We start from the raw sequence: 23,845 nt of genomic DNA on the forward strand, positions 1-23,845 counted from the left end.
TCACTGCCGCCCGACTCAGGATTTCCTTGGGTTGACCCGCTACAGCCTGATAAAATGACCAGCAGCAGCAAAAGGACACTCCCAACGCTTGACTTCATGAACGCCGCCTCCTCCAAAAATGGTTTGCGCCAGGCGTTAATAATTCCGCTTGCCTCCCTTTTTTACAAACTCCCAATCCGCTTCAACGTTGCGCCGGACTTGTTTCAGCAGTGCCAATAAACGTTCGGCCTCCTCATCCGCGATCCCCGACAAAGCAACGGCACAGGAATGCTCCCCCTCTCTTTTCAAAAAAGGATACGCCTGCTCCCCCCGCTCCGTCGGATAAATCCGTTTGATTTTTTTGTTGTCCGCATCGCCCCGCCGTGTTACGAACCCTTGCAGCTCCAGTTTTTGCACCGCTCTTGCTGCCGTTGTCCGGTCCACTTTGAGCATTTCGGCCAGTTTTTCCTGGATGATTCCAGGATGCTCGCACACCCGCACCAGGTACAAATATTGGCCCTTAGTGAGGTCAAGTCCCTTGAATTCGATGTTGCTGATGGAATCGAGCGCTCTGGCGATCATTCCGATTTCTCTCAATATATCCGACATACTCTACCTCGCACTATGTTGTATTTACAACAATTAGACCTCGCGATATAATCAATCCAGCAACTTTTGTCTAATCGCCGCCCGCGCCTGCACGGGTATCTTCAATTAAAGAATAAGAAAGGGGCATATGGAATGCAAGTGCAATTTATCAATAACGAGGAAGAATGGCAGCATGCCCGTCATATCCGGACCGAAGTGTTTGTGAAGGAGCAGCATGTCCCGTTGGAGGACGAATTTGATGAATATGATCTGCCGGATGCGGAGTGCAAGCATATTTTGGTGTTTTATAATGGGGAGCCTGCCGGAACAGGAAGAATCAGACCCTACGGGAATGCCGGCAAGCTGGAACGGATTTGCGTGCTTGCCCCTTACCGTCAATACGGCCTGGGGCGGGTAATCATAAGCACGCTTGAGGAGATCGCTGTGAAGGAAGGGCGGGGACGGGTGCTGCTGCACGGCCAAACCCAGGCCGAGGGCTTTTATCACAAGCTGGGTTACCATACGGATTCGGAAGTGTTTATGGAAGATGGAATTCCCCATGTGCTGCTGACAAAAGAGCTGCGCCAATTCGCTTAGGTCCGGCGGCTGCGATTCATCAAGCAGCCTCCGCTTCCCGCTCCTCCAGTTGAATTTCCCAAATCGCTCTAAGCCCCACCCCTGCCGCGCCCATCACAGCGGACAGCAGAATTTGAAAAGCCCCCGAGAGATGCCATTCCGGGGAAAAATAATGTTCGGCCGCAAAATACAGCACGTAAGTGACAGCGAACCCGGATATAAAACTAACCATCTGCTTCACATCGAGCCGGTCCATGCTTCGCTGGACGCTGAACACAACAAAATAAGTGCAATAAAGCGCGGTCAGCAGTATGGCTCCGCATTCATAATAAGTGTCCGGGGTCTGGTGCGTCATTCCGCCCTTGACCGTTTCCGCCAAAAAGCGGATCAGGATCACAGCCGCTACCCAACCCCCGAAGAACACAAGGAGTTCGAGCAGCGTTCGTTTTGGATAATTCGTTTCGGTCAGACCGGCACGGTGCTCACGGACCAACTGGACGACGCCAAGCGCCGCGATCCCCGCAAACCAGTAATAATAAGGTGCAGGAAGCAGGCCGGAGAAAAACAAGCTGAGCAGCTCTGTGCCTGTCCCGATCAATTCTTTAATGAACGTAAACATGGTTTAACCTCCCGGTGAAATATGCGTTTCGTCCATTATAATAAAGTTCACTCGGCGATTTTTGACCGGTCTTGCTCTCTTAATTCTTCTTGTCATGTCTAGCAGCATATCGGGTCTTAGGTCTGCTGGTCCGCGGAACTGCTGTTATCCAAACCTATCGTCCGGCAGGCGGTCCCGCATACACAAGTTCGCCCCCTTTGTTTCCGCCTTCCGGTCCCATCTCCAGAATCCAGTCGGCTTCGGCAATGACCTGCTCATTGTGTTCGACAATGATAACCGTGCTGCCGGCATCCACCATCCGGTGAATCAGCCGCAGAAAATGCTCCACATCCACCGGATGCAGTCCCGTTGTCGGCTCGTCCATTACATACAATCCGCTTTTTCCCCGGCTGGCAAGCAGTTCCCTGGCCAGTTTCAGCCGCTGTGCTTCCCCGCCCGATAACGTAGTAAGCGATTGGCCGAGCTCCAGATACCCAAGTCCCACTTCCTGGATCAGCCGCAGACCTTGAGCCAGCTTTCGATAATCTTCAAACAGCTTCAATGCTTCATCTACCGGCAGGTTCAGCACGTCCTTTATCGAATGGTCGCGGAATTTAACCGATAGCACCATGTCATTAAATTGATTTCCGCCGCAGGAGGGACAAATGACCTCCAAGTCTTCAAAAAACAGCATGTTGCTGGTGACGCTGCCCAGACCGCCGCATTCTTCACACCGACCCCCTTTTGTATTAAAGGAAAAGTGCCGGGCATCCAGCCCTAGATCCCTCGCCTGTTCAAGCGCGCCAAAAATGCCCCGGATCTCCGTATACAATCCGGAAAAGGTAGCTGCGTTGGACCGCTTCATTCTCGCTACACCGGCTTGCTCCATCGTAACGATCTGCCGAAAAGCGCCAAGCCCTTCAACGACAGCCGTTTCCGTTCCGCTCATCCCCGGAGTCTCGGCCGCCGCAGCAAGCACATCTAACACCAGTGTGGACTTGCCAGAACCCGATACCCCCGTCACGGCCACAAGACATCCTGTAGGAATTTCCGCATGAACCTGCTTCAAATTATGGAGCGAGGCATTCCGGATCGTTAGCTTTCCTCCGTCCCCTTGGCGGCGCGGGCGCGGCTTTTGCTCAAGCGAGGTTCGTAAGTAGGCGCCGGTTACCGACGAAACTTGCTGCGTCAGTTCTTCCAGCGTACCGGTTCCAATCACTTCACCCCCGTTTTTGCCGGAGGCTGGACCGATATCAACCAAATAATCGGCTTCTTTCATCACCTCGATATCGTGTTCAATCAAGATCAGGCTGTTGCCTCCGTCCCGAAGCCGCTTCAGAGCGGATATCATCCCCCGGGTGTCCCTCGGATGAAGTCCAATTGTCGGTTCATCCATGATATACAGCACGCCGGTCAGCTCGGAATGCAGCGCCGCCGCCAGCTTGACCCGCTGCCGTTCCCCGCCCGAGAGCGTAACGCTTTGCCGGTCGAGGGACAGATAACCCAGACCGACCTGAATCAGCCGTTCGATTTTTGTGGCCAAATCGCCGGTGTATGCCTGCACCAATACACGCTGCGCCGGGCTCAGCTCCCGCTCCAGCTTCCGGATCCACTCCAGCAGTTCTTCTAAAGAAATCCCGCTGAGTTCCGGCAGCCTTGCACCCGCTACCGTAACGTTCCGGCTCGTTTCGTTCAGCCGTTCGCCGCTGCAGGCACTGCATGGACAGGAATCAAAATAAGGCCGGACCGACGTATTATCGCCGCCCTTGTCCGCAAGCCGCCGCCACAGCGTTGTTAGGACACCCTCAAATTTCCCTTCCGATGCCGATTTGGGAAGCGGAACATCCGGATAAGCTGCTTGAATCGATTCATGCTCCACTCCATAATACAAAATGGACTTTTGGATATCGCTGAACCCAGCCACCGGCGTGTCCGGAACATACGGAATTCCGTAATGGCGGAACGCTTTAATCAGCACTCCAAGCTGATATTCCTTATAATTTACGACCCAATAATCCACTGCGCCGTTCTCCAGCGACTGCTCCGGATGAAGAATCCGCTTAAGATTAGGCGTCAGCCTGCTCCCCATTCCTTGGCACTCCGGACAGGCTCCTTCTCTGGTATTGTACGAAAAATGGCTGCGCGTCAGCTTGTCCATCCGATAGCCGCAGTGTGCGCAGAACATGTACACTCTGAATTCGCCGCCCGACTTTTCGGTCTCCTCCCGGCAGTCCGCCGCGTCCACCTTGCGGCCGCAGTGCGGACAAACCCGGCGTCCCAGCTTTTCGTAGACCATCCGTAAATCAGTATAGATATCCGTTGCCGTGCCCAGTGTGGAGCGGGGATTACGGTTCGATTCCGTCTGGGTAATCCGGATGGCGGGCGACACGTTGCGGACGGCATCGATATCGGGCTTCCGTATCCCCTGATAGCCGATCGCCTCCAGATACTGACGCTGGCACTCCTGGTATATGACATCGACTGCAAGCGTCGATTTACCGGAGCCTGACAAGCCAGTGATTACAACAAGCCGGTTTCGCGGGATATCCAGCGATATATTTTTGAGATTGCCTTCCCTAGCGCCTCTAATTTGCAAATGGGACAACATCGTTCCCTCCTTCATTTTACTTGGATACGATCATCGTACTACATTCATGCAATCTTCCGGTTTTGATATAATAAACTCTTGTACAATAAGAAATTTGAGCGGCAAAAGTTGTTGCCGGACTTTAAGGTCTTACTTTAAACAGGAGGTATGCGATGCACACCCGGTACACCCCAAAGCAAGTGGCCGATGTGCTCCAGGTGAGCACCACTACTTTACGCAGATACGAGGACCAGGGGCTTCTCCCCGAAATTCCGAGAACAGATAGCGGACGAAGGATTTATCTGCCGGAGCACCTGCAGGCGTTGACGACCCTCCGTTCCCTCCTGCGCGGTTATGATATCCCGGTAGCTTACGAAGCCATGCGTCACATGAAGGAACACCGGTTATCCAAAGCCTGCTGGCTGCTGAACCGGCAGATGCATCTGCTGCAGCTGGAGAAGCAGCGGACCGAAGAAGTGATGCAGCTGATCCGGCAGACCGATTTTCCTGAAATATTGGGGATTAAAGGGACTTCGTCCCTTTCGGTCGGCGAAGCCGCGGCGCTTGCCGGCGTCAACCCCTCGGCCATCCGGCATTGGGAGGCCGAAGGCCTGATTGTGTCCGAGCGGAACCCCGCCAATGGCTACCGATTGTACAACGTAAAGCAGCTCCGCAAAATTTTTGTGATTGTCAGTTTAAGAAAAACCGTCTTTTTTATCGACCGGATGAAGGTGCTGCTTGATGAACTCGACAGCCGGCACTTTAGCGAAGTTGAACGGTCTTTCGAGCTGGCGCTCCATAACCTGGACCGGCTGTTGATTCTGCAGATGGAAGGCGCCGCTGAATTGGTCAAATATGCGAACATTACAAAAGAAACCGCCCCGCAGCCGCAGGAAAACAAATAACAGACTTGACCCTTGTGTGCATAATGTATATATTACATATATACATTATATTATTTGGGTTGAGGAGGCGTATCGCATATGGACCGTCATACCATCATGCGTTTTGCTGTTGCCGCGGTTTTCGTGGTCGCGGGTTTTTTATTTATTTTTCAGGGCGAATGGATTTCGGGTATTATTTTCCTGGCGGCGGGTCCCTTGTACGGATTGAAAGCACTGAAGGGGATGCGGAAATGAACACGGTTCTTGAGATCCGCGATTTATCCGTGGAATACGAAAGCGGACAGCAGGTGCTAAGAGGGACCCGGCTCCAGCTTAATTCAGGCCAGGTCTACGGACTTTTAGGCGTAAACGGCGCAGGCAAAACAACGCTGCTGCATACGCTCTGCGGAGTAAGCCGCTCTTTTACAGGCGGGTTTCGTATTGTTGATACGGAAATTACACCTGAGGCATCGGAACAGCAGTGGCTTGCCGCCAAAAAACACCGATATTTCGCCGCCGACGCGCCGCTGCTGTTTGACGAGCTTACCATGCGGCAGTATGTGGAGTTCATTCACAATCTGTATGGCGTACCGCTTGACCGGCTGGACCTGCTGCGCATGGCGGAAGCTTTTTGCTGTGACCAGTACCTTGACCGGACGATCAGTGAGTTATCGCTTGGCAACCGGCAGAAAACCGTGCTGATGACGGGCCTTCTGCTCCGCCCTCCTTTGTTTTTGCTGGATGAACCGCTTGTGGGTCTCGATGTGGAAGCCATTGAGACATTTTATAAGCAGCTTCAGGAATACTGTGCAGGGGGAGGAACCGTTTTGTTTTCTTCCCATTTGCTGGAGATCGTGCAGCGGTTTTGCAGCCATATTTTTATCCTTCACCGGGGACAAATTGCCGCTTCTCTGCCCGTAGACCGGAAGCAGGATTTGCACAGCCTGTTTTTTGGAGTGGTGCACAATGAATAACCATACCTTGCTGCCGGGACTTTTGTTCCGGCAATTCTACGGAAAACATAAGCGGCGGGATTGGCTCCGCATGAGCATCGGACTGGCCGCGCTTGCCTGCTTTGAAATTGTGCTTATCCGGCAGGCGGGCATCGATCATCGAATTTTGGACCAGCCCTATATCACCGGCTCCTTAATTTTGATGAATGTGTACCTTACCATTTTGTTTGTGCTTGCACAGTGGCGTGAGCCGTTTATGAGCCTGGCAGTGATGCTGCCGGTTTCCTCCCGCTCCTTCTGGATCGCAGAAATAGGCTTCATCCTGGTGGATACCTGCTTGCGGAGAACGCTGTTTTTTCTGCTGCTCCCTTTGTTTCTGGGGATTACTGGAGCGCTTTCGGCGATCGAAATGCTTTACTGGATCGGAGCTTTTCTTTTTTTGACTCTTTATTCCGTTGCTGCAGGCGTATTAGCCGGGAACTTGATCCAAGCCAAACGCTTCGCCAGCCTGGCCATCCATCTCTGTGCCGCAGTGCTGGCCCTGCTGCTGATCCTGCTCGCGCCGCCCGCTGGAGCGGTCTGGTGCACCGCTCATGGGTTATGGATCATAGTCAAACCGTATCCTACGCTGCTCCGGCCCGTTCCCGTTCGCGAGCGAAGCCGCCGGGGAACGGCTGCACGTGGCGGGTACTCTTTTTTACAACGAGAATGGAGAAGATTTCGTGGTTCGAAGCCGATGGTGCTGAACTATGCCGTAACGATTCTGTTTGTTGGTTTTTTCTGTCACAATTTGTTAGAGACACGCCAATTTACACTTGATGCAGCGCTTCCGGCTGCGGCGTTTCTGCTTCTTTTTTCGTCACCGGCCGCCATGCTCTATTCGCTGGATAAAACGGACCGGGTGCTGCTCCAGTCGCTTCCCGTTCCGCCGGCTCGTCTGTTTATGCAAAAGTATGTGTTTTATGCTGGACTGATGAGTATTGGCTTTCTTATCAATACGGGCGGGTTGTATGTGCTGAATGCCGAACCGCTGCCTGCGGCGGAAACACTGTTTAGCTGGGAACTGCTGCTTGCCGGCTGCGCTGTCCGTCTGAAGAATGACGAACGCAGGCCGATTTTGAATTGGACGACCGCACAGAAGCTGTGGACGAATCCGGCCAAATACCGGTCCTGGGCCTACTGCCTTCCGCTGCTGCTGCCGCTCCTGCTGCCCTTTCCGCTCTCCTGCGCCGGGATCGTGCCGGTGTTCGGGGCTGTCTATTACGCCATATGCAAACAGCCATAACTAACGATTGTAGGTGAACGGATGAATATTTTAATCTCGAATACATCAGGTGAGCCGATTTATGCCCAAATTACAGGGCAAATCCGGCAGATGATCCTGCAGGGCGAGCTGAAGCCGGACACCCCGCTCCCGTCAATCCGTCAGCTGGCCAAAGACCTGCAAATCAGTGTCATCACAACCAAACGTGCCTACGAAGAGCTGGAACGGGAAGGACTGATTCACTCCCTCGTGGGCAAGGGATCGTTTGTGTCCGGCGTAAGCCCCGATTTTCTGCGCGAGCAGCGGATCCGGCTGCTGGAAGCCAAGCTGCGGGACGCCGTGCGGGACGGCCTGCAGCTTGGCTGGGGTCCCGATGAGTTGCTCGAAGTAATACGGATGCTGTATGAGGAGGAAAGCGAATGAACACGGCGGTCGAACTGAAAGGCGTTCACAAGAACTATGGGCAGTTTCTCTTGCAGGATTTGTCCTTTTCGGTCAGGCAGGGGTATATCACCGGACTGATTGGACCAAACGGCGCGGGCAAAAGTACACTGATCAAGCTGATCATGGGCATGGTCCGCCCAGACCGCGGGGAAATCTCGGTTTTCGGCCGGCAGGTGAACGGCCAGGAGGAACCGCATTACCGCGGCCGGATCGGCTATGTGTCGGACGAAAACTTCTATTACGACCACTTGACGATCCGGCAGATGAAACGGATCCTCGCCCCTTTTTATCCGGCATGGAATGATGAAGTCTTCCGGCAGTACATTGATTCGTTTGAGCTTCCGGAGAACCTGAGGATTTCCAAGCTGTCCAAAGGCATGCAGATGAAATTCGCCTTGGCCGTCGCCATGTCGCATGAGGCGGAGCTCCTGATCATGGATGAGCCGACCGCGGGGCTTGATCCGGTGTTCCGCCGTGAGCTGCTGGATCTGCTGGCTGATTATATCCAGGACGAGTCGCGTTCGATCCTTTTTTCTACTCATATTACAACGGATCTGGACCGGATTGCGGACTACATCGTGTTTGTTAACAAGGGAAAACTGGTGTTCGATGAAATGAAAGATGAAGTGCTGGAACGGTACGCGCTGATCAAAGGCGGCAGCGACCTGCTCGACCGGGACATTCGCGGCTGGTTTATTGGACTGCGGGAGACGAATCACGGCTTTGAAGGACTGGTGAGCGACCGCGCCATGGCGGAACGGCATTTTAAGGAAATGGCAATTGTGGAGAAACCCACGCTTGAAGAAATCATTTATTTTACTGTCAAGAGGAGCGGTGTCCGTGCGTAACTCACTGTACCTGATCCGGAAAGACATTTTGCTGGTCCGTAAATTTCTGCTGCTGCTCATCCCGTACGCGCTGTATATGTCCTATTTCGATATGGCGGGAATCGGCGTCATCGCCGTAATGCCGTCAATGCTGATGCTGATTAATGCATGTTCGCTCGATACAAGAAACATCAATCAACGGTTTGTGATCAGTCTGCCAGTTAGCCGGAGTGAAGTCGTTTTGTCCAAATACTTGTCGATTGTGCCGTTTTGCCTGATTGGAATGGTCCTGTATTCTGTAATGTTTGCGGGAATGAAGCTGTTTGGGCTGACGTCAGACGCCTACCCGCTCACTGAATTGTTACTTAGTCTTCTTGCCGTTCCTTTACTGGTCTCTGTTTATTTCCCCATTTTTTTCTGGCTTGGTCCAAGAGGAGCTCAAGTAGTAAATCTGGTGTTTGTAATGTCCACGGTTTTTTTATCCGGATTATTGATCGCACCCTTTCGCGGGTCCTTATCGGGTCTCAGCCAGTGGCTGGACATCTACGGGCAGGAAACGCTGCCCATCCTGATTGGGCTCGTTGGTCTCCTGGTTGTGCTGACCTTGTCTTATCTGTTGTCCGTTAAGCTGTTTTCTTCGCGTGACATTTAGATCTATTGAGTGAGCGGGAGAGACAGAGGGGGATGGAGCTGTCGCGGGCATCTCCAAATTGCCTCCGTACCATCCCCGCTAGTCTGTAATTTAATAGTTCAGTACGGATTAAACGGAGAACTCCGGACCCAACTTTCCGGAATTCTAACCACACGAACAAGCGCCAGTCATTTGACCGGCGCTTGTTGACACTGCTTATTATTGGGATGAAGAAATCCGATTATGCCGCGGCTCTTCATTGTTCGCGCTTACATCTATTAAAACCAGGAATGCACCCATTCCATCCAGCCCCACATGGAAACATACAGCGGGACACTGCACACTACTGCCCAACCTAATCCTTTGACAAAGCTGCCTTCCTGTCTCATCGGTATGACCTCCTGACAGTGGTGGGATGTGTTACAGGCTTCTACTTCCTATTTACCCATACAGTTGCACACTATCACATGTAAGCGCATTTATTGTTAATTTTCACAAAGATAGCTGTGTTTAAATCTTGTCGTTTGTACAAAAAGATCAGCGATCCTTTGTCTGCATGGTAACCAACACACCCTCCCGGGATCCTATCTCCTTCAGTCGGACGATCCAGAGAGGGTGAGTCTCTAATGCTTATTCAACTTCTTCCGGTATATCATATTTATTGATATGTGAAGTCATGGCGGCTACCGCATCATTCACATCCGTAGTGGCCGGTACCTCCCGAACTGTATCATCTGTCCGGTCATTCCCGTTAAGATTGTCCGCTTCCCGCGCTTTCTGATCGTTTGGCTTCATGTGCACGTTCCTCCTTCCATAATATAAAAAAACAATTCAAGCTTCCGTCAAAGTGTACAAAGGAACTTCCCGCTCTTCCTCCGGGCTTTGAAGCGGATAAATCCGCGCCGTCTCCTGCTGCTCATTTACATGCTGAATGTACACTTGTACGCCGTCACACCATACGGCAGCCATAACCGGAGATTTGGCGATTTCTTGGGCTCGTTGTGTGTTCATCAAGCAGACCGCCTTTCATAAAAGCATCAATTGTAGGATGCGCCTATGGATCAGCAACTATGCGCTCAACAGCTTTCTGCCGCTTTCATTGCCATTTTATCCCTTTTGCTTATACAATAGGTTTGAACTTGATCGCTGAACGAGAAAAATCACATCATGCTGTCGAGTCTAAAACGATAAAGTCGAATCAATGCTGGAGGATACTGCTATGTACACAATTCATCAAGTTACCGAAGATCCAACCCATTCGCTTGACCGGATTCGGAACGAACTATATGGATTCAACCAAAAGAAAGTAAGCGAAGCAACCTATCAGCCGCTTAACTTTTTGGTTCGCGATCAAAATGAAGTAGCCATCGGCGGGATTTTGGGACACCGGTTTGGAGACGGGGTATTTGTTGAAATTTTATGGGTTGAAGAATCGCACCGGGGCCAAGGCATCGGCCAGTCGCTGCTGCAGCGTTTGGAACAAGAAGCACGAGCAGAGGGAGGCAAAACAATTCATTTGGATACCCAAGACTTCCAAGCCCCGCAGTTTTACTTGCGAAATGGTTATGAAGTGTTTGGGACATTGGAGAATGTGCCGCTCCCTGGAAACACACGTTATTATATGAAAAAAGAACTCTAGTGATGCACGGATAGAAACGCCCCAACTATATTGTTCATTCCCTAAAGAAAGCTTGCCCGTTCAAAAACAGCACAAAACACAGGAAAGCAATCCTGCCCTCCTGTGTTTTATCGTTTATTTCTATGTCGTTACGCGATTTCTATCACCGGTTCCGATGCACAAGATACTGCAGCAGATGCTTCAAAAAAGGAATACGCCGCGGCAGACCAGCCAGCGCTTCCGTCGCCAGGCAGTAGTGCTCCCACATCTCCCGTCTCGCCGCCTTCATCCCCAGCACCGAAACAAAAGTGGACCGATTGTTCTCCGCGTCTTGACCGACAGGCTTGCCAAGCAGCGCCCGGTCTCCTTCCACATCCAGCAGATCATCCCTGATCTGAAAAGCGATTCCGGCGTGATACGCATATTTCTTCAGCGCTTCGATTTCCCCCTGCTCCGCTCCCGCCAGGATCGCCGGCATGACCAGCGAAGCTTCAAAGGCGATTCCCGTCTTGTAAAAACAGAGCTCGTTCAGCTGCTCAAGCGTAAGCGGCTTCCCTTTTCCCTCCAAATCCATCGCCTGGCCCACGCACATTTCTTCCGTCTTGCGTGCGGAATACCGGATCAGCTTCAGTACGGCGGCGGGATCATACCGGTCAAGCGCCGCCTGCTCGCCAACCGCCCGCTGGATGAGGAACAACCCTGTCAGCTCCGCGGTGGCTTCATCATGCAGCTGATGGAGCGTCGGCCGTCCCCTCCGGCTGGCGGCGTTATCCTGAGAAGGCAGATCGTCAAAAATAAGCGAAGCGGTATGCATATATTCCAATGACCGCAGCAGCGGTGCAATGGACGCCGGGTCGAGGTGATACTGCTCCACGGCCATAACCCAGGTCATGATCGGCCGGATTCGTTTGCCATCCCCTTGGAGAGCAAAGTTGGCCGCATCAATTAACGGAGCCTGAATCGAAGGAAGATTCTCCTCAGCCGACAAAGGCAGCAGATTATTGATTTCAACGCGAACCCTATCAATAGTTGCTCTAAAATGCTCCTGCTCTTCCCGGTCCGTCCTTAAATCCGTCAGCATCCGGTCCCGCAGCAGTTTGTCGAAAAAATCGACGTCTTCCGCTTTGTAGACCAGCTGCTGAATCATCCGGTTGAAATCCGGCATTCCGGTGGTCAGCACTGACATCAGCTCGTTATATTTGGCATCGCCGAGCCGCTCCCGGCTGCGTTTCAGTCCGTTGATTGCACGGTCGAGGATGACCTCACGTGTCGATGGATCAGACCGGTATACTTGGTGAATCAGATGAGAAATGACCGTCCAGTAGACTTCAAACGGATTGAGCAGGTCGGTACGCTCGTTCCGGTATTTCCAGTAATAGGTGTACGGGGTAACTGCTCCTTCTTCCAAATCAGTGAACAAATCGGCATAGTCATCGGCGAGCTGGTTATAGATCCCGTAATAAAACGTCCGCTGTTCAAATCCTTCATCCGGCGGCGCGCTCAGAACGGAGCGGACAATCGACCGCGAGGAGGCGGATTTCAGGATCACTGGCAGATAGAGTTCTTCGTTCGTGTACGTTCCGTTCGACAGGTCTTTGTTCCGGTCGATTTCTTGGGCTTGAAAAAACACGTAAGCCTGTTCGAAAAAAAGCTGCCGCAACTCCGGGCGCTGCCGGTTACGAATTGTCTCAAACGCTTCACGAAGCTCTGCATGCACATAGGCAATCAGCTCCGTGTGTTTCCCTTTCCATTCGCCAAGCCCCGGTACGGTCCCCGTTAGCAGCGCAGTTCGAATCATCCGGGTGAACTGGTTTTTGTCCGTTTCACTGAGTACCGGCGAGTCCAGCAGATCGTCGATAAAAGGGTATGTTAAGCCGTAAGAGTAACCAATCCGGATGGCCGCATCAAGCCTTTCAGCCCGTTCGGACCGCGGGAGTTCCGGCTCCATATCATCCACAACATGCAGGACAACCCCAAGGATAATCTTGATCAGCTTCCGCTGGGCCTGTTCCGCATCCATGCCGTCCGGAAGATGATTCGAAACGGCATGCAGTTTGCCGATCAGCCAGATGACGGCATCTTCTACGCCTTCTTTTTGCGCTCTGCGGTACCAAATATCCATGCCGGATAATGTCTTCCGGTCGCTTCCGGATTCGGCATAACGTATCAGCCGCTGACTCAGGTCAGACACCATGCGGGCAACGCGTGACCGCGTATCGTCTGAATCCAGCGTTTTTCCCATATCGCGTAAATAAAAGTAGGACACGCTGCGGTCCAAATAATTGTTCAGCCGTCCCGTCCGGTCGAGCCATTGAATGTACAGCCGTTCATCCCTGCTGTCCGGCTTGCTTTTGCTTCGCGATAACAGTTTGAGCCACCAGGGCGGCGGCAGATGCGCCCGCTTCCACTCCTGAAAATCAGCCGTTAATGCCGGGATAAAAGAGCGTTCTTGAATCTGTCCGCCAAGCTCTGCGAAATATCGGGCTGCCTTCTCTTCAGCTTGCTGATAGCCCGACATCGCTTGTTCCGCATAAGTTGTATTCATAGGCAATACCCTCAATTCGTTATAGTCATCCCTGTACATCATGTGTAGTCCTCTCAAAAAAAGGATCAAGGCGTACTAGAGCGTATTCGTTGTTATCAAATCTTATCCCATATACGGCGGCCGATTCCGTTTGGTTACGAAATTTCATGTTTCCCATAGGCTTCCTGGATATTTTCTTGTAAAATGGTAGATTCTTGCACTGTATGAGGATATAATTAAAATATAAAGCGAAAAAGGAGTGATCCCGATGTTTGACGGCAGCACGCCCCCTCCCGCTCCCACTACCGATCATTTAGGCCACAAGGCCAACTATGACCATAAATCCAAACATCTGCATACCCGAGGCGTCCCAAGCATCAATGACGAACTCATTACATGGGCGGTTCTTATTGGAATTTTTGCGGGGATTTATCTGTTGTTCCGTATTTTCTAACTACAGCTTATCAGCGGCCATCCGATATAAATGGGCCGTCCCGCAGTCATAAACACCTAACTGCGGGGCGGCCCATGTTTGTTTCTGTGCTTCATAACAGCAAAACGTTCAGCGTCATGCGTAAGCTGAATTTATGCTAGAGCGCTGGAATTTGGTACAGCGGAACACGTACAATAGATGGATCTTCCGCACCATATCCCTGCTTCTTCTGGTCAATATAGACAACGATCCCGCCATGTTCGATGTACCATCCGGTTCCCGGCTTCCCCACTTCTTGAAATGCAGCGGTTACCGGCGGATTTACTTCTCCGGAAGCGATTCGAAGACGCACCCGCTGGTTAACCTTCTCCACCGCATCCGCACTGCCGCCCAGCACCTGTGCCAGTGTCATCACTTCACCGGTCGCAAGATCAAACGTCCAGCTGTATCTGGCGCTGCGGTCTTGATTTGCCTTGTAAAGGTTGGTGTCAGCATACAGACTGAGCCGCCCTCCTTCGTTGGAAGCGATCGTCCACTCGACCTGAAAATCATAAGGGGGCACATGCGCGTAATCCTCCAGGTTTTCCTTGTGGGGATAAGCCTCCCACGCTGCGGCAAGCTCCTTGTTCGCCTGATTCGCCCACTTTTCTGCTTCATTTTTCAAAAACCGGTTTATTCGTCCCATCGCTTCTTGATTGCTCCATCCCGATACCACTGGATACGTTATGGAGAAGGCGTAAGGCTCCTTTCCGCCGGTCAGGGCTTCAGACGCCATTACTTTCAGGTCGTTTTCAACAGGCGCTTTCAATACATACCGGTCCTTTCCCCCAGAGGTTAAGGAATAACCGGATAAGTCAGCAATTTGCCGCAATGGCACATAAGTGGTTTCGCCCCAAACAAACGGCGTTTTCGCACTGGAAACGAAGCCGTTTACCTTGTATGCACTGTGATTAAGCGTCGTTTCAATGGTCCGGTGTCCCTTGGTCAATGTGAATTCGCCCGAACCCGCCTTATAATGAACCGTATAACCCATAGCCCGGACAAGCGGAACGAGCGGAACGATCAGCGCATCGTCGGCCAGAAAAGCCGGTAATATAATCTGCCTGCCGTCTACTGTTACACCCACATTCCAGCCCTGAATCGCTTTTCCGATCAAAACCGGCTGCGAGATGGCTGGGGCTGAAGATGATTTCCCGGTACCCGCCGGGGTCGCTGTTGAGGTTGCGAGCTGGAGAAATGAAAGGGTAGTAAATGAAGGTGTGGACTGGGAAGCCGTCCGGGTTGCAGACTGAGGTGCGGATTGTGATGCCGCCTGACTATTGTCCGGCAGAGAGCCTGCGATTACCGCAAGTACGGCTGCCACGGCCGCAACTCGCTTGAGTTTATATTTTTGTCCGGCGGCGCCTGTTCCGGTTGTAAAGCTGAAAAATGTCATTTGTCGTCCCTCCGTATGATGTATGTAACGGAATTTTCTTCCTGCTGATTAGACGTCCGCCGGGGTGAAAGGTTGCGTTCGCATCCGCTCGTTGTAGAACCCGTAGACCAGCAGTTAGCCATCGGTCTCACACAGCAGCGCCGGGTTGAATCAGAGCCATATCGGTTGCTTACAAGATTTTACCGCAATATAATAAGTTAGACGCCTGCCTAAACCACGATTTAACGGAGGATTTATGAATATCCAAATCCATCAAGAACCGGACCTGATTTTTGAGACGCTGGGCCTGCTCTATGTGAGCTGTAATATGGAACGCAACAAGCAAGAAACAATCGATGAACTAAACAAGTTTGGCATCGACGGCGAAGCCTTTTACACCAAGCACCTGAAGACTATAGACAAATATGTCCAGGCTTTTCTCAAACACCGGAGTTACAAACCGGAATATGCTTTCTTTTTTGAGGACCAGAATGACAACTTTTTTTCGGTCATACTTACCCTGATATGTGAAAATGAACACTGGCTGAAAGCTGACGAGCTCCCATCGGTGGAACAGATCCGGACGGAAGTTGTTGACCTCCTGCACAGCAGTCCGGGCGCGGAAGACTTCGGCAGCCGGTCGAAGGAAACTCCTCCACTTGATTCATTGAACGATGTGTTCGCGTTTCTCGACCAGCTCCCTTTTGACGATAGCGTAAAGTGGAAGCTGATGGTGTTTTTAAAAGAGCCGCACCGCTGGCTGCCTCTGCTGCTCTCTGCCGTTAATGACAATTTGGACGCCGCATCCAAAGCGCTAAAAGAAGTAGACAAACCGCTTCGCAAACTGATCAACGATTACGTCAAGTCCGTGAACAGCCGGAAAGACGAGCAGTTTATGAAGCTGGTCAATCTGTTCGCTAAAGAAGCTTCCGTGTATCCTGCTCTGGTCATGCCGCTTGGACAGGCTATGTACCGGACGAAATGCTATTACGGTCTGTATGTTGATGCACTGCCGATGACCGGCCAGGCCGACGCCGACGCCAGGGAATATTTACTTGTGCGGCTTAAAGCACTGAGCGACAACAGTAAGCTGCAGATTCTCGCATCGCTTAAATCCAGTCCAAAATATAATCTCGAGCTTGCCGAGCAGCTGGGTCTTTCCGCCGCCACGGTTTCACACCATATGAACGTTCTGCTAGCCTGCGGATTGGTCGGGATCGACAAACGGGGCGGAAAAGTAAACTATCATTTGGAGACGGAGCAGCTGCGTAAACTGGTGTCTGATCTAGAACAGTTTTTGCTGTGAATTTGAGCCGCATGCTCTGCGATAAAAGAAAATTCCCGCTTGAAAAGGCGGGAATTTTTTTGCCTCCATATATGATCAACATCTAATTCGTTTGACTACAACCAAACTAATGTGTTATCTTCATCTTACAAATTAAATGTACTTCTAACTAAATGAGGTGGATGAATCATGAAATTAGCGTTACGTGAGCACAAAGGGCTGCTTGCTGTCACCCTGTTATTCAGCATCATTACGTCGGCGGCATCCGTATTTATCGCACTAATTCTGCAGAAAGTTATCGACGCCGCGATGCTTGGAGACCGTGCACAATTCATACAAATTGTATGGATTTCGGCTGGCTACCTGCTGCTCCTCAGCCTGCTTGGCTATCTTTACGCCCTTTGCACCAAGGCGCTCATTCGCAATGTGACCATTTCCCTGCGGGGCAGCGTATTTCGGGGCGTTATGCAGCGAAATCCCGAAACATTTGCCTCCAGCAATACGGCGGATTATTTGTCGGCCTTGACCAATGATACAAAGCTTGTGGAGGAAAACTACCTCTCTCCCCTGCTCCTTACCATCGAAAATGCGGTTGTATTTGCGGCTTCACTTGTGGTGCTGCTGTATATCAGCCCGATGGTCACCCTCATTCTTCTGGGCTGTATGCTGCTGATGTTTATTGTCCCTTCCCTGTTCGGCAAAGCGATGCAGTCCAGACAAAACGCGGTGTCGGAGCAGATGTCTGTTTTCACTTCCAAACTAAAAGATCTGCTGTCCGGATACGAAGTGATCAAGTCTTATGCTATGGGCAGACACGCGGAAAACCGGTTCCAGACGGAGAACCGTCAAGCAGCAAATTCCCGTTTTCGTGCGGACCGGCTGTTTGCGTTAAATGAGAGCGTCTCGCACACTCTGGCGATTTTGACTCAATTCGCAGTCGTTTTTATCGCCGGTTATCTGATTCTGGCAGGCAAGCTGTCTGCAGGAAGCCTTGTGGCCCTCGTGCAGCTTAGCGGCGGTTTTGTTGGTCCCGTGCTTATCATTATGCAGAACCTGCCGAAGCTTCAGGGAATCAAGCCGGTGATCAAGCGTATGGATGAACTCGCCGGTGATGCGGGGGCACCTAATAATTCGAAAAAAAATAAGGCGTCTAAGTCTTCCAAAATCACCTCCTCATCCGCCGGCATTCTTCAGCCAAAATTTAACGACCGGCTCCAAGCGAAAGGGCTCCGTTTTGGCTATTCGCAGGACCTCCCCGTAATCCGTGGTGTACACCTGACACTCCGTAAAGGCCGCAAATATGCGCTTGTTGGTCCAAGCGGCTGCGGAAAATCCACACTTGTGAAATTGCTGACCGGATATTATGAGGGGTATGAAGGAAGGATCGTTTACGACGGGGCCGATCTGAGGGACTTGGACCAGGAACTGCTGCGCCAGATGGTGTCCACGATTCACCAGAACGTCTATATGTTTGATTCGGACATCCGCTATAATATTTGTCTTCATGAAGAATATGACGAGCAGGAATTGAACCGTGCGGTGCTGACAAGCGGCATTCATAAGTTTCTCTCCTATCTGCCAAACGGTCTCCAGTCGCCGGCGGGAGAAAACGGCTCGCAGCTCTCCGGCGGCCAGCGGCAGCGGATTGCGGTCGCCCGGGCGCTGATCCGGAACAAGCCAATCCTCATTCTGGATGAAGGCACATCGGCCATTGACCGCCAGACAGGTTATGAGATTGAGAGCAAACTGCTAGCCCTCCCGGAGCTGACTCTGATTACCATCACCCATAACATGAATGATGAGCTGCTTAGCCAGTATGATGAAATCATTTACATGGAAGAAGGACAGATCCAGGAACAAGGAAGCTTCCATGATCTTATTGCGCGTGGAGGACCATTCAGCAGCTTTTTCACTATTAAAAAAGAGGATGTAGCTGCCGCCGGCTGATGACGGCCTGCGACATATCGCCAGTTGGCCTTCGCTTGCGAAACATCTCCTGATGATGCGCGCTTGGGGTTATCGCCAATTGATATGCACTTGCGAAACATTGCCAATTGATATGCACTTGCTGGCGTGTTCCTTAGCAGCATGCAAAACAGCCCGCTGAAACGTCTGTTGACGGCTTTAGCGGGCCATTTATCTACGGAGCCTAACACAACACATTCTTTTTAGCCCCCAGGATGATCACTTATGCTGCCCTCCCAACCAACCGCCAAACCACTGTTCCAAAGCGTCAGCATCCTCCCGGCAGATAGAGGTGACATTCGGCAGCGTTACGCCTTGGGGCGTGACCACAAGCACGATGTTTTGGAGCGTCTTCAGCTCATCCCAGTCCTCCGGTGTACGGACGAGCACAACTTTTTCATAACTGGCCTGCTTAAAGCCTTCCACTAGAACCAGGTCCGTGCCGGGAGCTGTGGCTAGCTGAATCAAGTCCCCGATCTCCGGCTCCGAACTCACCCGCTGGTGGAGCTGAATCATCCCTCCGCCTTCCACAACGGAAACGGCGGCACCGTGCTCCAAATAACTTATACTGTCCGTACTTGGTGGAGGAAGCTCCGGCTGCCCGCCATGCCCGTGATGTTTAACTACCGAGACGGCAGCCCCCCTGTCACTAGCGGCGTGAAGCAAGCGATGGACCAATGTTGTTTTCCCGCTGTTTTTGAATCCGGCCACCTGTAAAATCTTTATAGGGTCCATGTGTCCGAACCTTCTTCCATCCCCAGCAGCAGGACATCCACTTCATCGCCAGCGGCATAACCTCTGCTTCCGCCCGGCAGTACAATCAGCGCATTTCCCCGGGCGATTGATGAAACGGCATTGGATTTGTTGAACCCCGCCGGCGCCGCCGTTTCCCCGTCATACACCGCCCGGATGAACCGGGTAAACGGGTTGGGTTGGCCGGCGTCTTCCGCCAGCCTGGCTGTCGTTCTGGGCAGATAAGGACGATGTCCGCCCATCATCGCCACCAGCACGGGACGGACAAACAATTCAAATCCGGAAAAGCAGGCGGAAGGATTACCGGAGAGACCAAAGAGCGGATACCCGTCCAGCCGAGCGGCGGTCGTAACGCTGCCCGGACGCATGGCCACCTTGTTAAACAGCACGTCCGCGCCAAGTCTCCGGTAAATTTCCGGCATATAGTCGAAGTCTCCGACCGAAACGCCACCTGTAGTAATCAGCACATCCGTATTCTGGATCGCTTCTCTGACTTCTGCTTCGATATCCTCCAGCCTGTCCGCGGAAGTGCGGTACAGTTTGTATGGAATTCCCATCCGCGCCAATTGGGCGGCGATCATCGGGCCATTACTGTTGCGTATTTTGCCGGGCACAAGCGGTTCATTGACTTCTAACAGCTCGGAGCCGGTGGATAAAATTCCGACCATCGGCCGCCGGGCCGTCTTCACCTGCGTATAACCGAAGGTTGCCAGCAGCGCCACAATACCGGGCTGAATAAGTTGCCCCGCAGGTATCACCGTTTCGCCCAGCCGCATATCCTCCCCCTGCAGGGAAACATTCTCCAGCGGAGCAAACGGTTTACGGATGGTGAAGCTTTGTCCTTCCTCCACGGTCTGTTCCAGCATAACAACGGCATCCGTTCCTTCCGGCAGCGGCGCTCCCGTCATAATCCGTACCGCTTCAAACTCGCCGGGCCGCGCATCCGATACTTGTCCCGCCCCAATCGCATCGACTACACGAAAAGCAAGGCGGGAATCCCCTGATGCCGTAGCGGTATCTGCGGCACGGACTGCGTAACCGTCGTAGGGCGAGCGGTTGAACGGCGGCACATCGTGTGCCGCAATGACCGGCTCGGCCAAATAACGTCCGAAGCTTTTTTCCAATGTAACGGTCTCCGTGCCGGTTGTCCGGATCTGCTCCATTACCCGGGCGATCGCTTCCCGTACAGGAATCGGCTGTCTATGAATCATTCAAGTTCCCCCCTGTATTTCTTATCTCTTATGTATATCATTCGACCCCAGACCTGCGTAAACCTGCCTGCGAAAACCTGCGGCCAGACGTTTGCACCCGCACAAAAATGCCGTATCCCGCTAAACTGCTCAGCCGGGTATACGGCGGTTGGGTCATTTTGCCGGAATTAGGCTTACGGCGTTTTCACTTCATACATCGACACTTGGGTGTCCAGCAAAAATTCCGGTTTTTCCTGATTTCTGCTGTTGCGGTGTCCTTCGATATGCGCGGGGCTTTTTTCCCAGGTTTTCCAGGCTTCCTCAGACTCCCAGCGGATCATCACCAGCACTTCTTCCGTCTCCTCATCGCGGCTCCGGTTTTTTTTGACCATAACCGTTTTGTCGATAAAACCGGGAATTTCGCTCATTGGGCCCCCGGGTTGTCCGAACCGTTCCACAACTTGATCGCTAAACCCTTTTTTGACGGTGATCTTTCTGGTTTGTACCAGCATAATAACAGCTCCCTCCGATGATGATCTTCGTTATTCATTTTAAACGATATTGATTCTCATTTGCAATTGTCAAGCAAAAAAGCCTGTCCCCAGGCGACAGGCCGTTCATTAAAAGGATGAGAACCTAAAAAATGGACATCCATACCGGGATGGTCAACACCGAACACAGCGTAGTGAGAAACGTGCCTTTGGTGACCAGTTGAAGGTTCCCGTTGTATTCGGAGCACACCATGGAGACGTTGCCTGCCGTAGGCAGACCTGACAGCACCACCGCGATGCCAAGCACCATCGGATCCTGGATAAAAAAATGAAACAGGAACCAGATCAACGCCGGGTAAATGGCGATTTTCAGGATCGTGTAGAAGCAGATCATTTTGTCACGGATGACATCCGACAGCTTCACGGCCGCCATTGTGGAGCCGATGACAATCATCGCCAGCGGTGAAGTAATGCCGCCAACTGCGTTCAGCAGATCCAGCAGCGGAGCCGGAATCGGCACCTCAAACAGGAACACCGCGACAGCGGCCAGCGATGATACAATCCCCGGATTTAGCATATTCTTGAGCGTATCACCACCGCCCTCCCTGCCGCGCTGCAGGATATATACACCATGCGAAAATAAGCTGATATTAAAAACCATCATAAACAGCGACACATAAAAAACCGAACCGCTTCCGTATATGCCCGATATAATCGGAATCCCCATAAATCCAAGATTGCTGTAATTCAGCATCAGCTCATAGGTATTGTCCAGCTTCAGCTTCCGGACGATCACCAAGCTGATCAGCGGTGTCACTACAAACATAGCCGCGGCGGCACCCAGCACCACGAGCACTTTTGTTTTGTCTTCCATCTCATGTCCGGCAGCCGAGCTGAGAATCAGCGCCGGAATGGTTACGTTCACCAGCAGCCTGGATATCTTTTTATTGCTGTCCCCATCCATTACACCCGTCCGGTTCGCCAGGTATCCCACGGCAATCAACCCGAACAGGACAATCATTTGTGTAAAAATCATGCCTGTCTTTCCCCTTCTCCCGCTGCTACAGCAAATACCCGCTTATCAGGTTCTGCTTTCGTCTACAGTAATAAAATCGCACGTCCCCCAGTATATCTCCGCATACTTCCGCCTGGCAAACAAATTCATCACATTCAAGTTAACAGCGGTTTTAGGGAAGCGTTCTCATTTTATTGTCCACAACGGGTGAATCAGGGTAAAGTTCGGGGAGGAGGGTTGGAATTACTTCGTGGAATATAAGCGGTATGATCCCAAAGCGCGTTAACGTCATAGGTATAAATCGCACGCGTAAGCTTTTCCCATAAAAGCTGCTCCAGATCTTCCCGTTCGGAAGGTACCGCTTTGTTCGCGCAGGACTTCCCGGCTGGCTGAAAGGTGCTTAACAGCTGTTCCAAACTTTCCGTGTCTCCCATTTGAATTCTCAGTAGCATTTCATATAAAAAATCTTCATTTTCCTTATCCCCGCCCATTATCGTCATCTCCTTCATTTATACTGCTCTGTCTGTAAATATCCAGTTCCATAAGTTTTAATTGTGCGGTAAGCTGTCGGTTCGCCCGCAAAAAAAGAACACCTGTTCGTATTTATTATAACAGCTTAATTACCAAATGGCAATTCAGTTATTTTCTCCCTGAATCCAGCATGAACAAGGAGAACGATACCTATACAGCTTCATGAAAAGTGGATACGGTCAGGTGTTCTTTACCGGCATTAAGCGATTAGAGAAGATCTTATGATGGGGAGTGACCCGCCGGAGTTGTGAGGTTTTAGGGTGATCAACCTGTGTTGGGAGGACTTGTGATTGGCAGACGCTTCTTACATGATTTTATCAAACTGCAGCGGGAAAATGTGAGGCAAATATTCGCGGGCGTGACAAGATTGTTGACTGATCGTCAGGATAAACAAAAGGCCGCTGGAACAACCTCCGGATTCTTCCGGGCGGCTGATTCCTGCGGCCGATTGGCATCAAGAAATAGTACACTGGATGGATGAGTAGCAGGAGACGAAAAACTCTAGCGGAGATTACCAGCTCGCTTTTTTCACACCGGGGATTTGTCCTTTGTGTGCCAGCTCGCGGAACACGATCCGTGAGACGCCGAATTTACGCAGGACGCTGCGGGGCCGGCCGGAGACCGCACACCGGCTGTTTAACCGGGTTGGCGAGGCGTCTCTGGGCAGCTTTTGCAGCCCGGCCAGATCCCCTTTCGCCTTGAGCTCGCGCCGTTTGTCCGCATATTTCTCGACCATTGCCTGTCTTTTCAGCTGTTTAACGATTTTGGACTTTTTAGCCATTGCGGAAACTCCTTTCGTAATGTGTATTTGTAATGAAAAACCTACTGCCTGGAACGTGCGCATTCCCCGCATAAACCATAAACTTCGAATTTATGCGAATGAACCTCAAATGCATCCGGCGGAGTGATTTTATGTTCGACTGGACAAAAATCAAGCGGGAACGTTGTGAGACAATCCGTGCATATGAAATGGTGATGGTGCCGTTCCGGTCCGCACCGCAGCTTGAACCGGACACCTTCGGCAAAATCAAACCGTTCGATCAGCCCCACCTCCGCCATCAGCCGGAGGTTCCGATACACCGTGTCATAGCTTACGCCTGGATAATACTGCGCAATAAAATCATGCACCTGACGCGGCAGCACGAACCCGTTTGACCGGGCGAAAAGCTTGGCGATCAGCTTCCGCTGTGCCGTCATACGGATGCCTCTGGCTGCCATAGCTTCTGCCAGACTGCCCTCCTGTTTTTCCATATGCAGAACCTCCTTTCTATGGCGTGCAGAGAATGGATTAACGG

The 23,845-nt window shown here is 51.8% G+C and carries 26 protein-coding genes; 12 read left to right on the forward strand and 14 right to left on the reverse strand.

The features are described from left to right. Positions 1 to 135: 135 nt before the first annotated feature. On the reverse strand, positions 136 to 588 hold the full coding sequence (locus ACE6ED_RS23070) for a MarR family winged helix-turn-helix transcriptional regulator (RefSeq protein WP_410829779.1): 453 nt from the start codon (positions 586 to 588) through the stop codon (positions 136 to 138). Positions 589 to 720: 132 nt separating this feature from the next. Here ACE6ED_RS23070 and ACE6ED_RS23075 point away from each other — a divergent pair, with 132 nt between their 5' ends. Then, complete coding sequence (locus ACE6ED_RS23075; RefSeq protein ID WP_410829780.1) at positions 721 to 1,164, forward strand: GNAT family N-acetyltransferase; 444 nt, start codon at positions 721 to 723, stop codon at positions 1,162 to 1,164. 19 nt (positions 1,165 to 1,183) lie between these two features. On the opposite strand, the gene ACE6ED_RS23080 is transcribed toward ACE6ED_RS23075, so the two are convergent. Further along, positions 1,184 to 1,762, reverse strand: a complete 579-nt coding sequence (locus ACE6ED_RS23080; protein WP_410829781.1) for a DUF5823 family protein — start codon at positions 1,760 to 1,762, stop codon at positions 1,184 to 1,186. A gap of 154 nt (positions 1,763 to 1,916) precedes the next feature. After that, positions 1,917 to 4,349, reverse strand: coding sequence for an ATP-binding cassette domain-containing protein (locus ACE6ED_RS23085; RefSeq protein ID WP_410829782.1), 2,433 nt, complete (start codon positions 4,347 to 4,349; stop codon positions 1,917 to 1,919). 152 nt (positions 4,350 to 4,501) lie between these two features. On the opposite strand from ACE6ED_RS23085, the gene ACE6ED_RS23090 reads away from it, so the two are divergent. The 7 genes from ACE6ED_RS23090 to ACE6ED_RS23120 all read left to right on the forward strand — a co-directional run bounded on the left by ACE6ED_RS23090 (position 4,502) and on the right by ACE6ED_RS23120 (position 9,352). Next, positions 4,502 to 5,233 carry a MerR family DNA-binding transcriptional regulator gene (locus ACE6ED_RS23090; protein WP_410829783.1) on the forward strand — a complete coding sequence of 244 codons (732 nt, stop codon included), beginning with the start codon at positions 4,502 to 4,504 and terminating at the stop codon, positions 5,231 to 5,233. A 78-nt stretch (positions 5,234 to 5,311) separates the two neighbouring features. Further along, complete coding sequence (locus ACE6ED_RS23095) at positions 5,312 to 5,467, forward strand: hypothetical protein (RefSeq protein ID WP_410829784.1); 156 nt, start codon at positions 5,312 to 5,314, stop codon at positions 5,465 to 5,467. Next, complete coding sequence (locus tag ACE6ED_RS23100) at positions 5,464 to 6,186, forward strand: ATP-binding cassette domain-containing protein (RefSeq protein ID WP_410829785.1); 723 nt, start codon at positions 5,464 to 5,466, stop codon at positions 6,184 to 6,186. The genes ACE6ED_RS23095 and ACE6ED_RS23100 overlap by 4 nt, the downstream gene beginning before the upstream one ends. Next, the gene (locus tag ACE6ED_RS23105) at positions 6,179 to 7,450 is read left to right on the forward strand and encodes a bacteriocin biosynthesis protein AlbD (RefSeq protein WP_410829786.1); all 1,272 of its coding nucleotides are present in this window, start codon (positions 6,179 to 6,181) and stop codon (positions 7,448 to 7,450) included. The genes ACE6ED_RS23100 and ACE6ED_RS23105 overlap by 8 nt, the downstream gene beginning before the upstream one ends. Before the next feature lie 21 nt (positions 7,451 to 7,471). Next, on the forward strand, positions 7,472 to 7,852 hold the full coding sequence (locus ACE6ED_RS23110) for a GntR family transcriptional regulator (protein WP_410829787.1): 381 nt from the start codon (positions 7,472 to 7,474) through the stop codon (positions 7,850 to 7,852). Beyond that, on the forward strand, positions 7,849 to 8,721 hold the full coding sequence (locus tag ACE6ED_RS23115) for an ABC transporter ATP-binding protein (RefSeq protein WP_410829788.1): 873 nt from the start codon (positions 7,849 to 7,851) through the stop codon (positions 8,719 to 8,721). Before ACE6ED_RS23110 ends, ACE6ED_RS23115 begins: the two co-directional genes overlap by 4 nt. Beyond that, on the forward strand, positions 8,714 to 9,352 hold the full coding sequence (locus ACE6ED_RS23120; protein ID WP_410829789.1) for an ABC-2 transporter permease: 639 nt from the start codon (positions 8,714 to 8,716) through the stop codon (positions 9,350 to 9,352). The genes ACE6ED_RS23115 and ACE6ED_RS23120 overlap by 8 nt, the downstream gene beginning before the upstream one ends. 609 nt (positions 9,353 to 9,961) lie before the next feature. Here ACE6ED_RS23120 and ACE6ED_RS23125 read toward each other — a convergent pair. Continuing rightward, positions 9,962 to 10,126, reverse strand: a complete 165-nt coding sequence (locus ACE6ED_RS23125; protein WP_410829790.1) for a hypothetical protein — start codon at positions 10,124 to 10,126, stop codon at positions 9,962 to 9,964. Between the two features lie 36 nt (positions 10,127 to 10,162). Then, positions 10,163 to 10,342 (reverse strand): H-type small acid-soluble spore protein, encoded by a 180-nt coding sequence (locus tag ACE6ED_RS23130; RefSeq protein ID WP_410829791.1) that lies wholly within the window; start codon positions 10,340 to 10,342, stop codon positions 10,163 to 10,165. Positions 10,343 to 10,550: 208 nt separating this feature from the next. On the opposite strand from ACE6ED_RS23130, the gene ACE6ED_RS23135 reads away from it, so the two are divergent. Continuing rightward, on the forward strand, positions 10,551 to 10,970 hold the full coding sequence (locus ACE6ED_RS23135; protein ID WP_410829792.1) for a GNAT family N-acetyltransferase: 420 nt from the start codon (positions 10,551 to 10,553) through the stop codon (positions 10,968 to 10,970). A gap of 142 nt (positions 10,971 to 11,112) precedes the next feature. Here ACE6ED_RS23135 and ACE6ED_RS23140 read toward each other — a convergent pair whose 3' ends face one another. After that, positions 11,113 to 13,494: a polyprenyl synthetase family protein gene (locus ACE6ED_RS23140; RefSeq protein ID WP_410829841.1), complete on the reverse strand. Its 2,382-nt coding sequence runs from the start codon at positions 13,492 to 13,494 to the stop codon at positions 11,113 to 11,115. Between the two features lie 247 nt (positions 13,495 to 13,741). Between ACE6ED_RS23140 and ACE6ED_RS23145 the strand changes: the two genes are divergently transcribed. Continuing rightward, positions 13,742 to 13,927, forward strand: a complete 186-nt coding sequence (locus ACE6ED_RS23145; RefSeq protein ID WP_410829793.1) for a hypothetical protein — start codon at positions 13,742 to 13,744, stop codon at positions 13,925 to 13,927. 136 nt (positions 13,928 to 14,063) lie between these two features. On the opposite strand, the gene ACE6ED_RS23150 is transcribed toward ACE6ED_RS23145, so the two are convergent. Next, entirely contained in the window at positions 14,064 to 15,341 is a 1,278-nt protein-coding gene (locus ACE6ED_RS23150; protein ID WP_410829794.1) for a stalk domain-containing protein, read from the reverse strand. Positions 15,342 to 15,576: 235 nt separating this feature from the next. On the opposite strand from ACE6ED_RS23150, the gene ACE6ED_RS23155 reads away from it, so the two are divergent. After that, entirely contained in the window at positions 15,577 to 16,626 is a 1,050-nt protein-coding gene (locus tag ACE6ED_RS23155) for an ArsR/SmtB family transcription factor (RefSeq protein WP_410829795.1), read from the forward strand. 168 nt (positions 16,627 to 16,794) lie between these two features. Beyond that, complete coding sequence (locus ACE6ED_RS23160) at positions 16,795 to 18,552, forward strand: ABC transporter ATP-binding protein (RefSeq protein WP_410829796.1); 1,758 nt, start codon at positions 16,795 to 16,797, stop codon at positions 18,550 to 18,552. 237 nt (positions 18,553 to 18,789) lie between these two features. Here ACE6ED_RS23160 and mobB read toward each other — a convergent pair whose 3' ends face one another. The 7 genes from mobB to ACE6ED_RS23195 form a co-directional block, all read right to left on the reverse strand. Continuing rightward, positions 18,790 to 19,305, reverse strand: a complete 516-nt coding sequence (mobB, locus tag ACE6ED_RS23165) for a molybdopterin-guanine dinucleotide biosynthesis protein B (RefSeq protein WP_410829797.1) — start codon at positions 19,303 to 19,305, stop codon at positions 18,790 to 18,792. Next, positions 19,293 to 20,534, reverse strand: coding sequence for a molybdopterin molybdotransferase MoeA (locus tag ACE6ED_RS23170; RefSeq protein WP_410829798.1), 1,242 nt, complete (start codon positions 20,532 to 20,534; stop codon positions 19,293 to 19,295). The genes mobB and ACE6ED_RS23170 overlap by 13 nt, the downstream gene beginning before the upstream one ends. A 173-nt stretch (positions 20,535 to 20,707) precedes the next feature. Continuing rightward, positions 20,708 to 21,025, reverse strand: coding sequence for an antibiotic biosynthesis monooxygenase family protein (locus ACE6ED_RS23175; protein WP_410829799.1), 318 nt, complete (start codon positions 21,023 to 21,025; stop codon positions 20,708 to 20,710). Between the two features lie 124 nt (positions 21,026 to 21,149). Further along, on the reverse strand, positions 21,150 to 22,040 hold the full coding sequence (locus ACE6ED_RS23180; protein WP_410829800.1) for an AEC family transporter: 891 nt from the start codon (positions 22,038 to 22,040) through the stop codon (positions 21,150 to 21,152). A gap of 191 nt (positions 22,041 to 22,231) precedes the next feature. Further along, positions 22,232 to 22,510, reverse strand: a complete 279-nt coding sequence (locus ACE6ED_RS23185) for a hypothetical protein (RefSeq protein WP_410829801.1) — start codon at positions 22,508 to 22,510, stop codon at positions 22,232 to 22,234. 551 nt (positions 22,511 to 23,061) lie between these two features. Beyond that, the gene (gene rpsN / locus ACE6ED_RS23190; protein ID WP_410829802.1) at positions 23,062 to 23,331 is read right to left on the reverse strand and encodes a 30S ribosomal protein S14; all 270 of its coding nucleotides are present in this window, start codon (positions 23,329 to 23,331) and stop codon (positions 23,062 to 23,064) included. Positions 23,332 to 23,372: 41 nt separating this feature from the next. Further along, positions 23,373 to 23,801 carry a Fur family transcriptional regulator gene (locus ACE6ED_RS23195; protein WP_410829803.1) on the reverse strand — a complete coding sequence of 143 codons (429 nt, stop codon included), beginning with the start codon at positions 23,799 to 23,801 and terminating at the stop codon, positions 23,373 to 23,375. Between the last annotated feature and the right edge of the window lie 44 nt (positions 23,802 to 23,845).

Source organism: Paenibacillus nanchangensis (genome assembly GCF_046543445.1).
GTDB lineage: Bacteria > Bacillota > Bacilli > Paenibacillales > Paenibacillaceae > Paenibacillus_AQ > Paenibacillus_AQ nanchangensis.

Bases quoted from the DNA above. Each gene is read 5' to 3' on its own strand.
- mobB (WP_410829797.1), bottom strand. From the start codon at position 19,305: ATGGACCCTATAAAGATTTTACAGGTGGCCGGATTCAAAAACAGCGGG.
- ACE6ED_RS23110 (WP_410829787.1), top strand. From the start codon at position 7,472: ATGAATATTTTAATCTCGAATACATCAGGTGAGCCGATTTATGCCCAA.
- ACE6ED_RS23105 (WP_410829786.1), top strand. From the start codon at position 6,179: ATGAATAACCATACCTTGCTGCCGGGACTTTTGTTCCGGCAATTCTAC.
- ACE6ED_RS23100 (WP_410829785.1), top strand. From the start codon at position 5,464: ATGAACACGGTTCTTGAGATCCGCGATTTATCCGTGGAATACGAAAGC.
- rpsN (WP_410829802.1), bottom strand. From the start codon at position 23,331: ATGGCTAAAAAGTCCAAAATCGTTAAACAGCTGAAAAGACAGGCAATG.
- ACE6ED_RS23130 (WP_410829791.1), bottom strand. From the start codon at position 10,342: ATGAACACACAACGAGCCCAAGAAATCGCCAAATCTCCGGTTATGGCT.
- ACE6ED_RS23155 (WP_410829795.1), top strand. From the start codon at position 15,577: ATGAATATCCAAATCCATCAAGAACCGGACCTGATTTTTGAGACGCTG.
- ACE6ED_RS23160 (WP_410829796.1), top strand. From the start codon at position 16,795: ATGAAATTAGCGTTACGTGAGCACAAAGGGCTGCTTGCTGTCACCCTG.
- ACE6ED_RS23150 (WP_410829794.1), bottom strand. From the start codon at position 15,341: ATGACATTTTTCAGCTTTACAACCGGAACAGGCGCCGCCGGACAAAAA.
- ACE6ED_RS23075 (WP_410829780.1), top strand. From the start codon at position 721: ATGCAAGTGCAATTTATCAATAACGAGGAAGAATGGCAGCATGCCCGT.
- ACE6ED_RS23140 (WP_410829841.1), bottom strand. From the start codon at position 13,494: ATGAATACAACTTATGCGGAACAAGCGATGTCGGGCTATCAGCAAGCT.
- ACE6ED_RS23195 (WP_410829803.1), bottom strand. From the start codon at position 23,801: ATGGAAAAACAGGAGGGCAGTCTGGCAGAAGCTATGGCAGCCAGAGGC.
- ACE6ED_RS23185 (WP_410829801.1), bottom strand. From the start codon at position 22,510: ATGGGCGGGGATAAGGAAAATGAAGATTTTTTATATGAAATGCTACTG.
- ACE6ED_RS23095 (WP_410829784.1), top strand. From the start codon at position 5,312: ATGGACCGTCATACCATCATGCGTTTTGCTGTTGCCGCGGTTTTCGTG.
- ACE6ED_RS23170 (WP_410829798.1), bottom strand. From the start codon at position 20,534: ATGATTCATAGACAGCCGATTCCTGTACGGGAAGCGATCGCCCGGGTA.
- ACE6ED_RS23180 (WP_410829800.1), bottom strand. From the start codon at position 22,040: ATGATTTTTACACAAATGATTGTCCTGTTCGGGTTGATTGCCGTGGGA.
- ACE6ED_RS23090 (WP_410829783.1), top strand. From the start codon at position 4,502: ATGCACACCCGGTACACCCCAAAGCAAGTGGCCGATGTGCTCCAGGTG.
- ACE6ED_RS23125 (WP_410829790.1), bottom strand. From the start codon at position 10,126: ATGAAGCCAAACGATCAGAAAGCGCGGGAAGCGGACAATCTTAACGGG.
- ACE6ED_RS23135 (WP_410829792.1), top strand. From the start codon at position 10,551: ATGTACACAATTCATCAAGTTACCGAAGATCCAACCCATTCGCTTGAC.
- ACE6ED_RS23070 (WP_410829779.1), bottom strand. From the start codon at position 588: ATGTCGGATATATTGAGAGAAATCGGAATGATCGCCAGAGCGCTCGAT.
- ACE6ED_RS23115 (WP_410829788.1), top strand. From the start codon at position 7,849: ATGAACACGGCGGTCGAACTGAAAGGCGTTCACAAGAACTATGGGCAG.
- ACE6ED_RS23080 (WP_410829781.1), bottom strand. From the start codon at position 1,762: ATGTTTACGTTCATTAAAGAATTGATCGGGACAGGCACAGAGCTGCTC.
- ACE6ED_RS23145 (WP_410829793.1), top strand. From the start codon at position 13,742: ATGTTTGACGGCAGCACGCCCCCTCCCGCTCCCACTACCGATCATTTA.
- ACE6ED_RS23175 (WP_410829799.1), bottom strand. From the start codon at position 21,025: ATGCTGGTACAAACCAGAAAGATCACCGTCAAAAAAGGGTTTAGCGAT.
- ACE6ED_RS23085 (WP_410829782.1), bottom strand. From the start codon at position 4,349: ATGTTGTCCCATTTGCAAATTAGAGGCGCTAGGGAAGGCAATCTCAAA.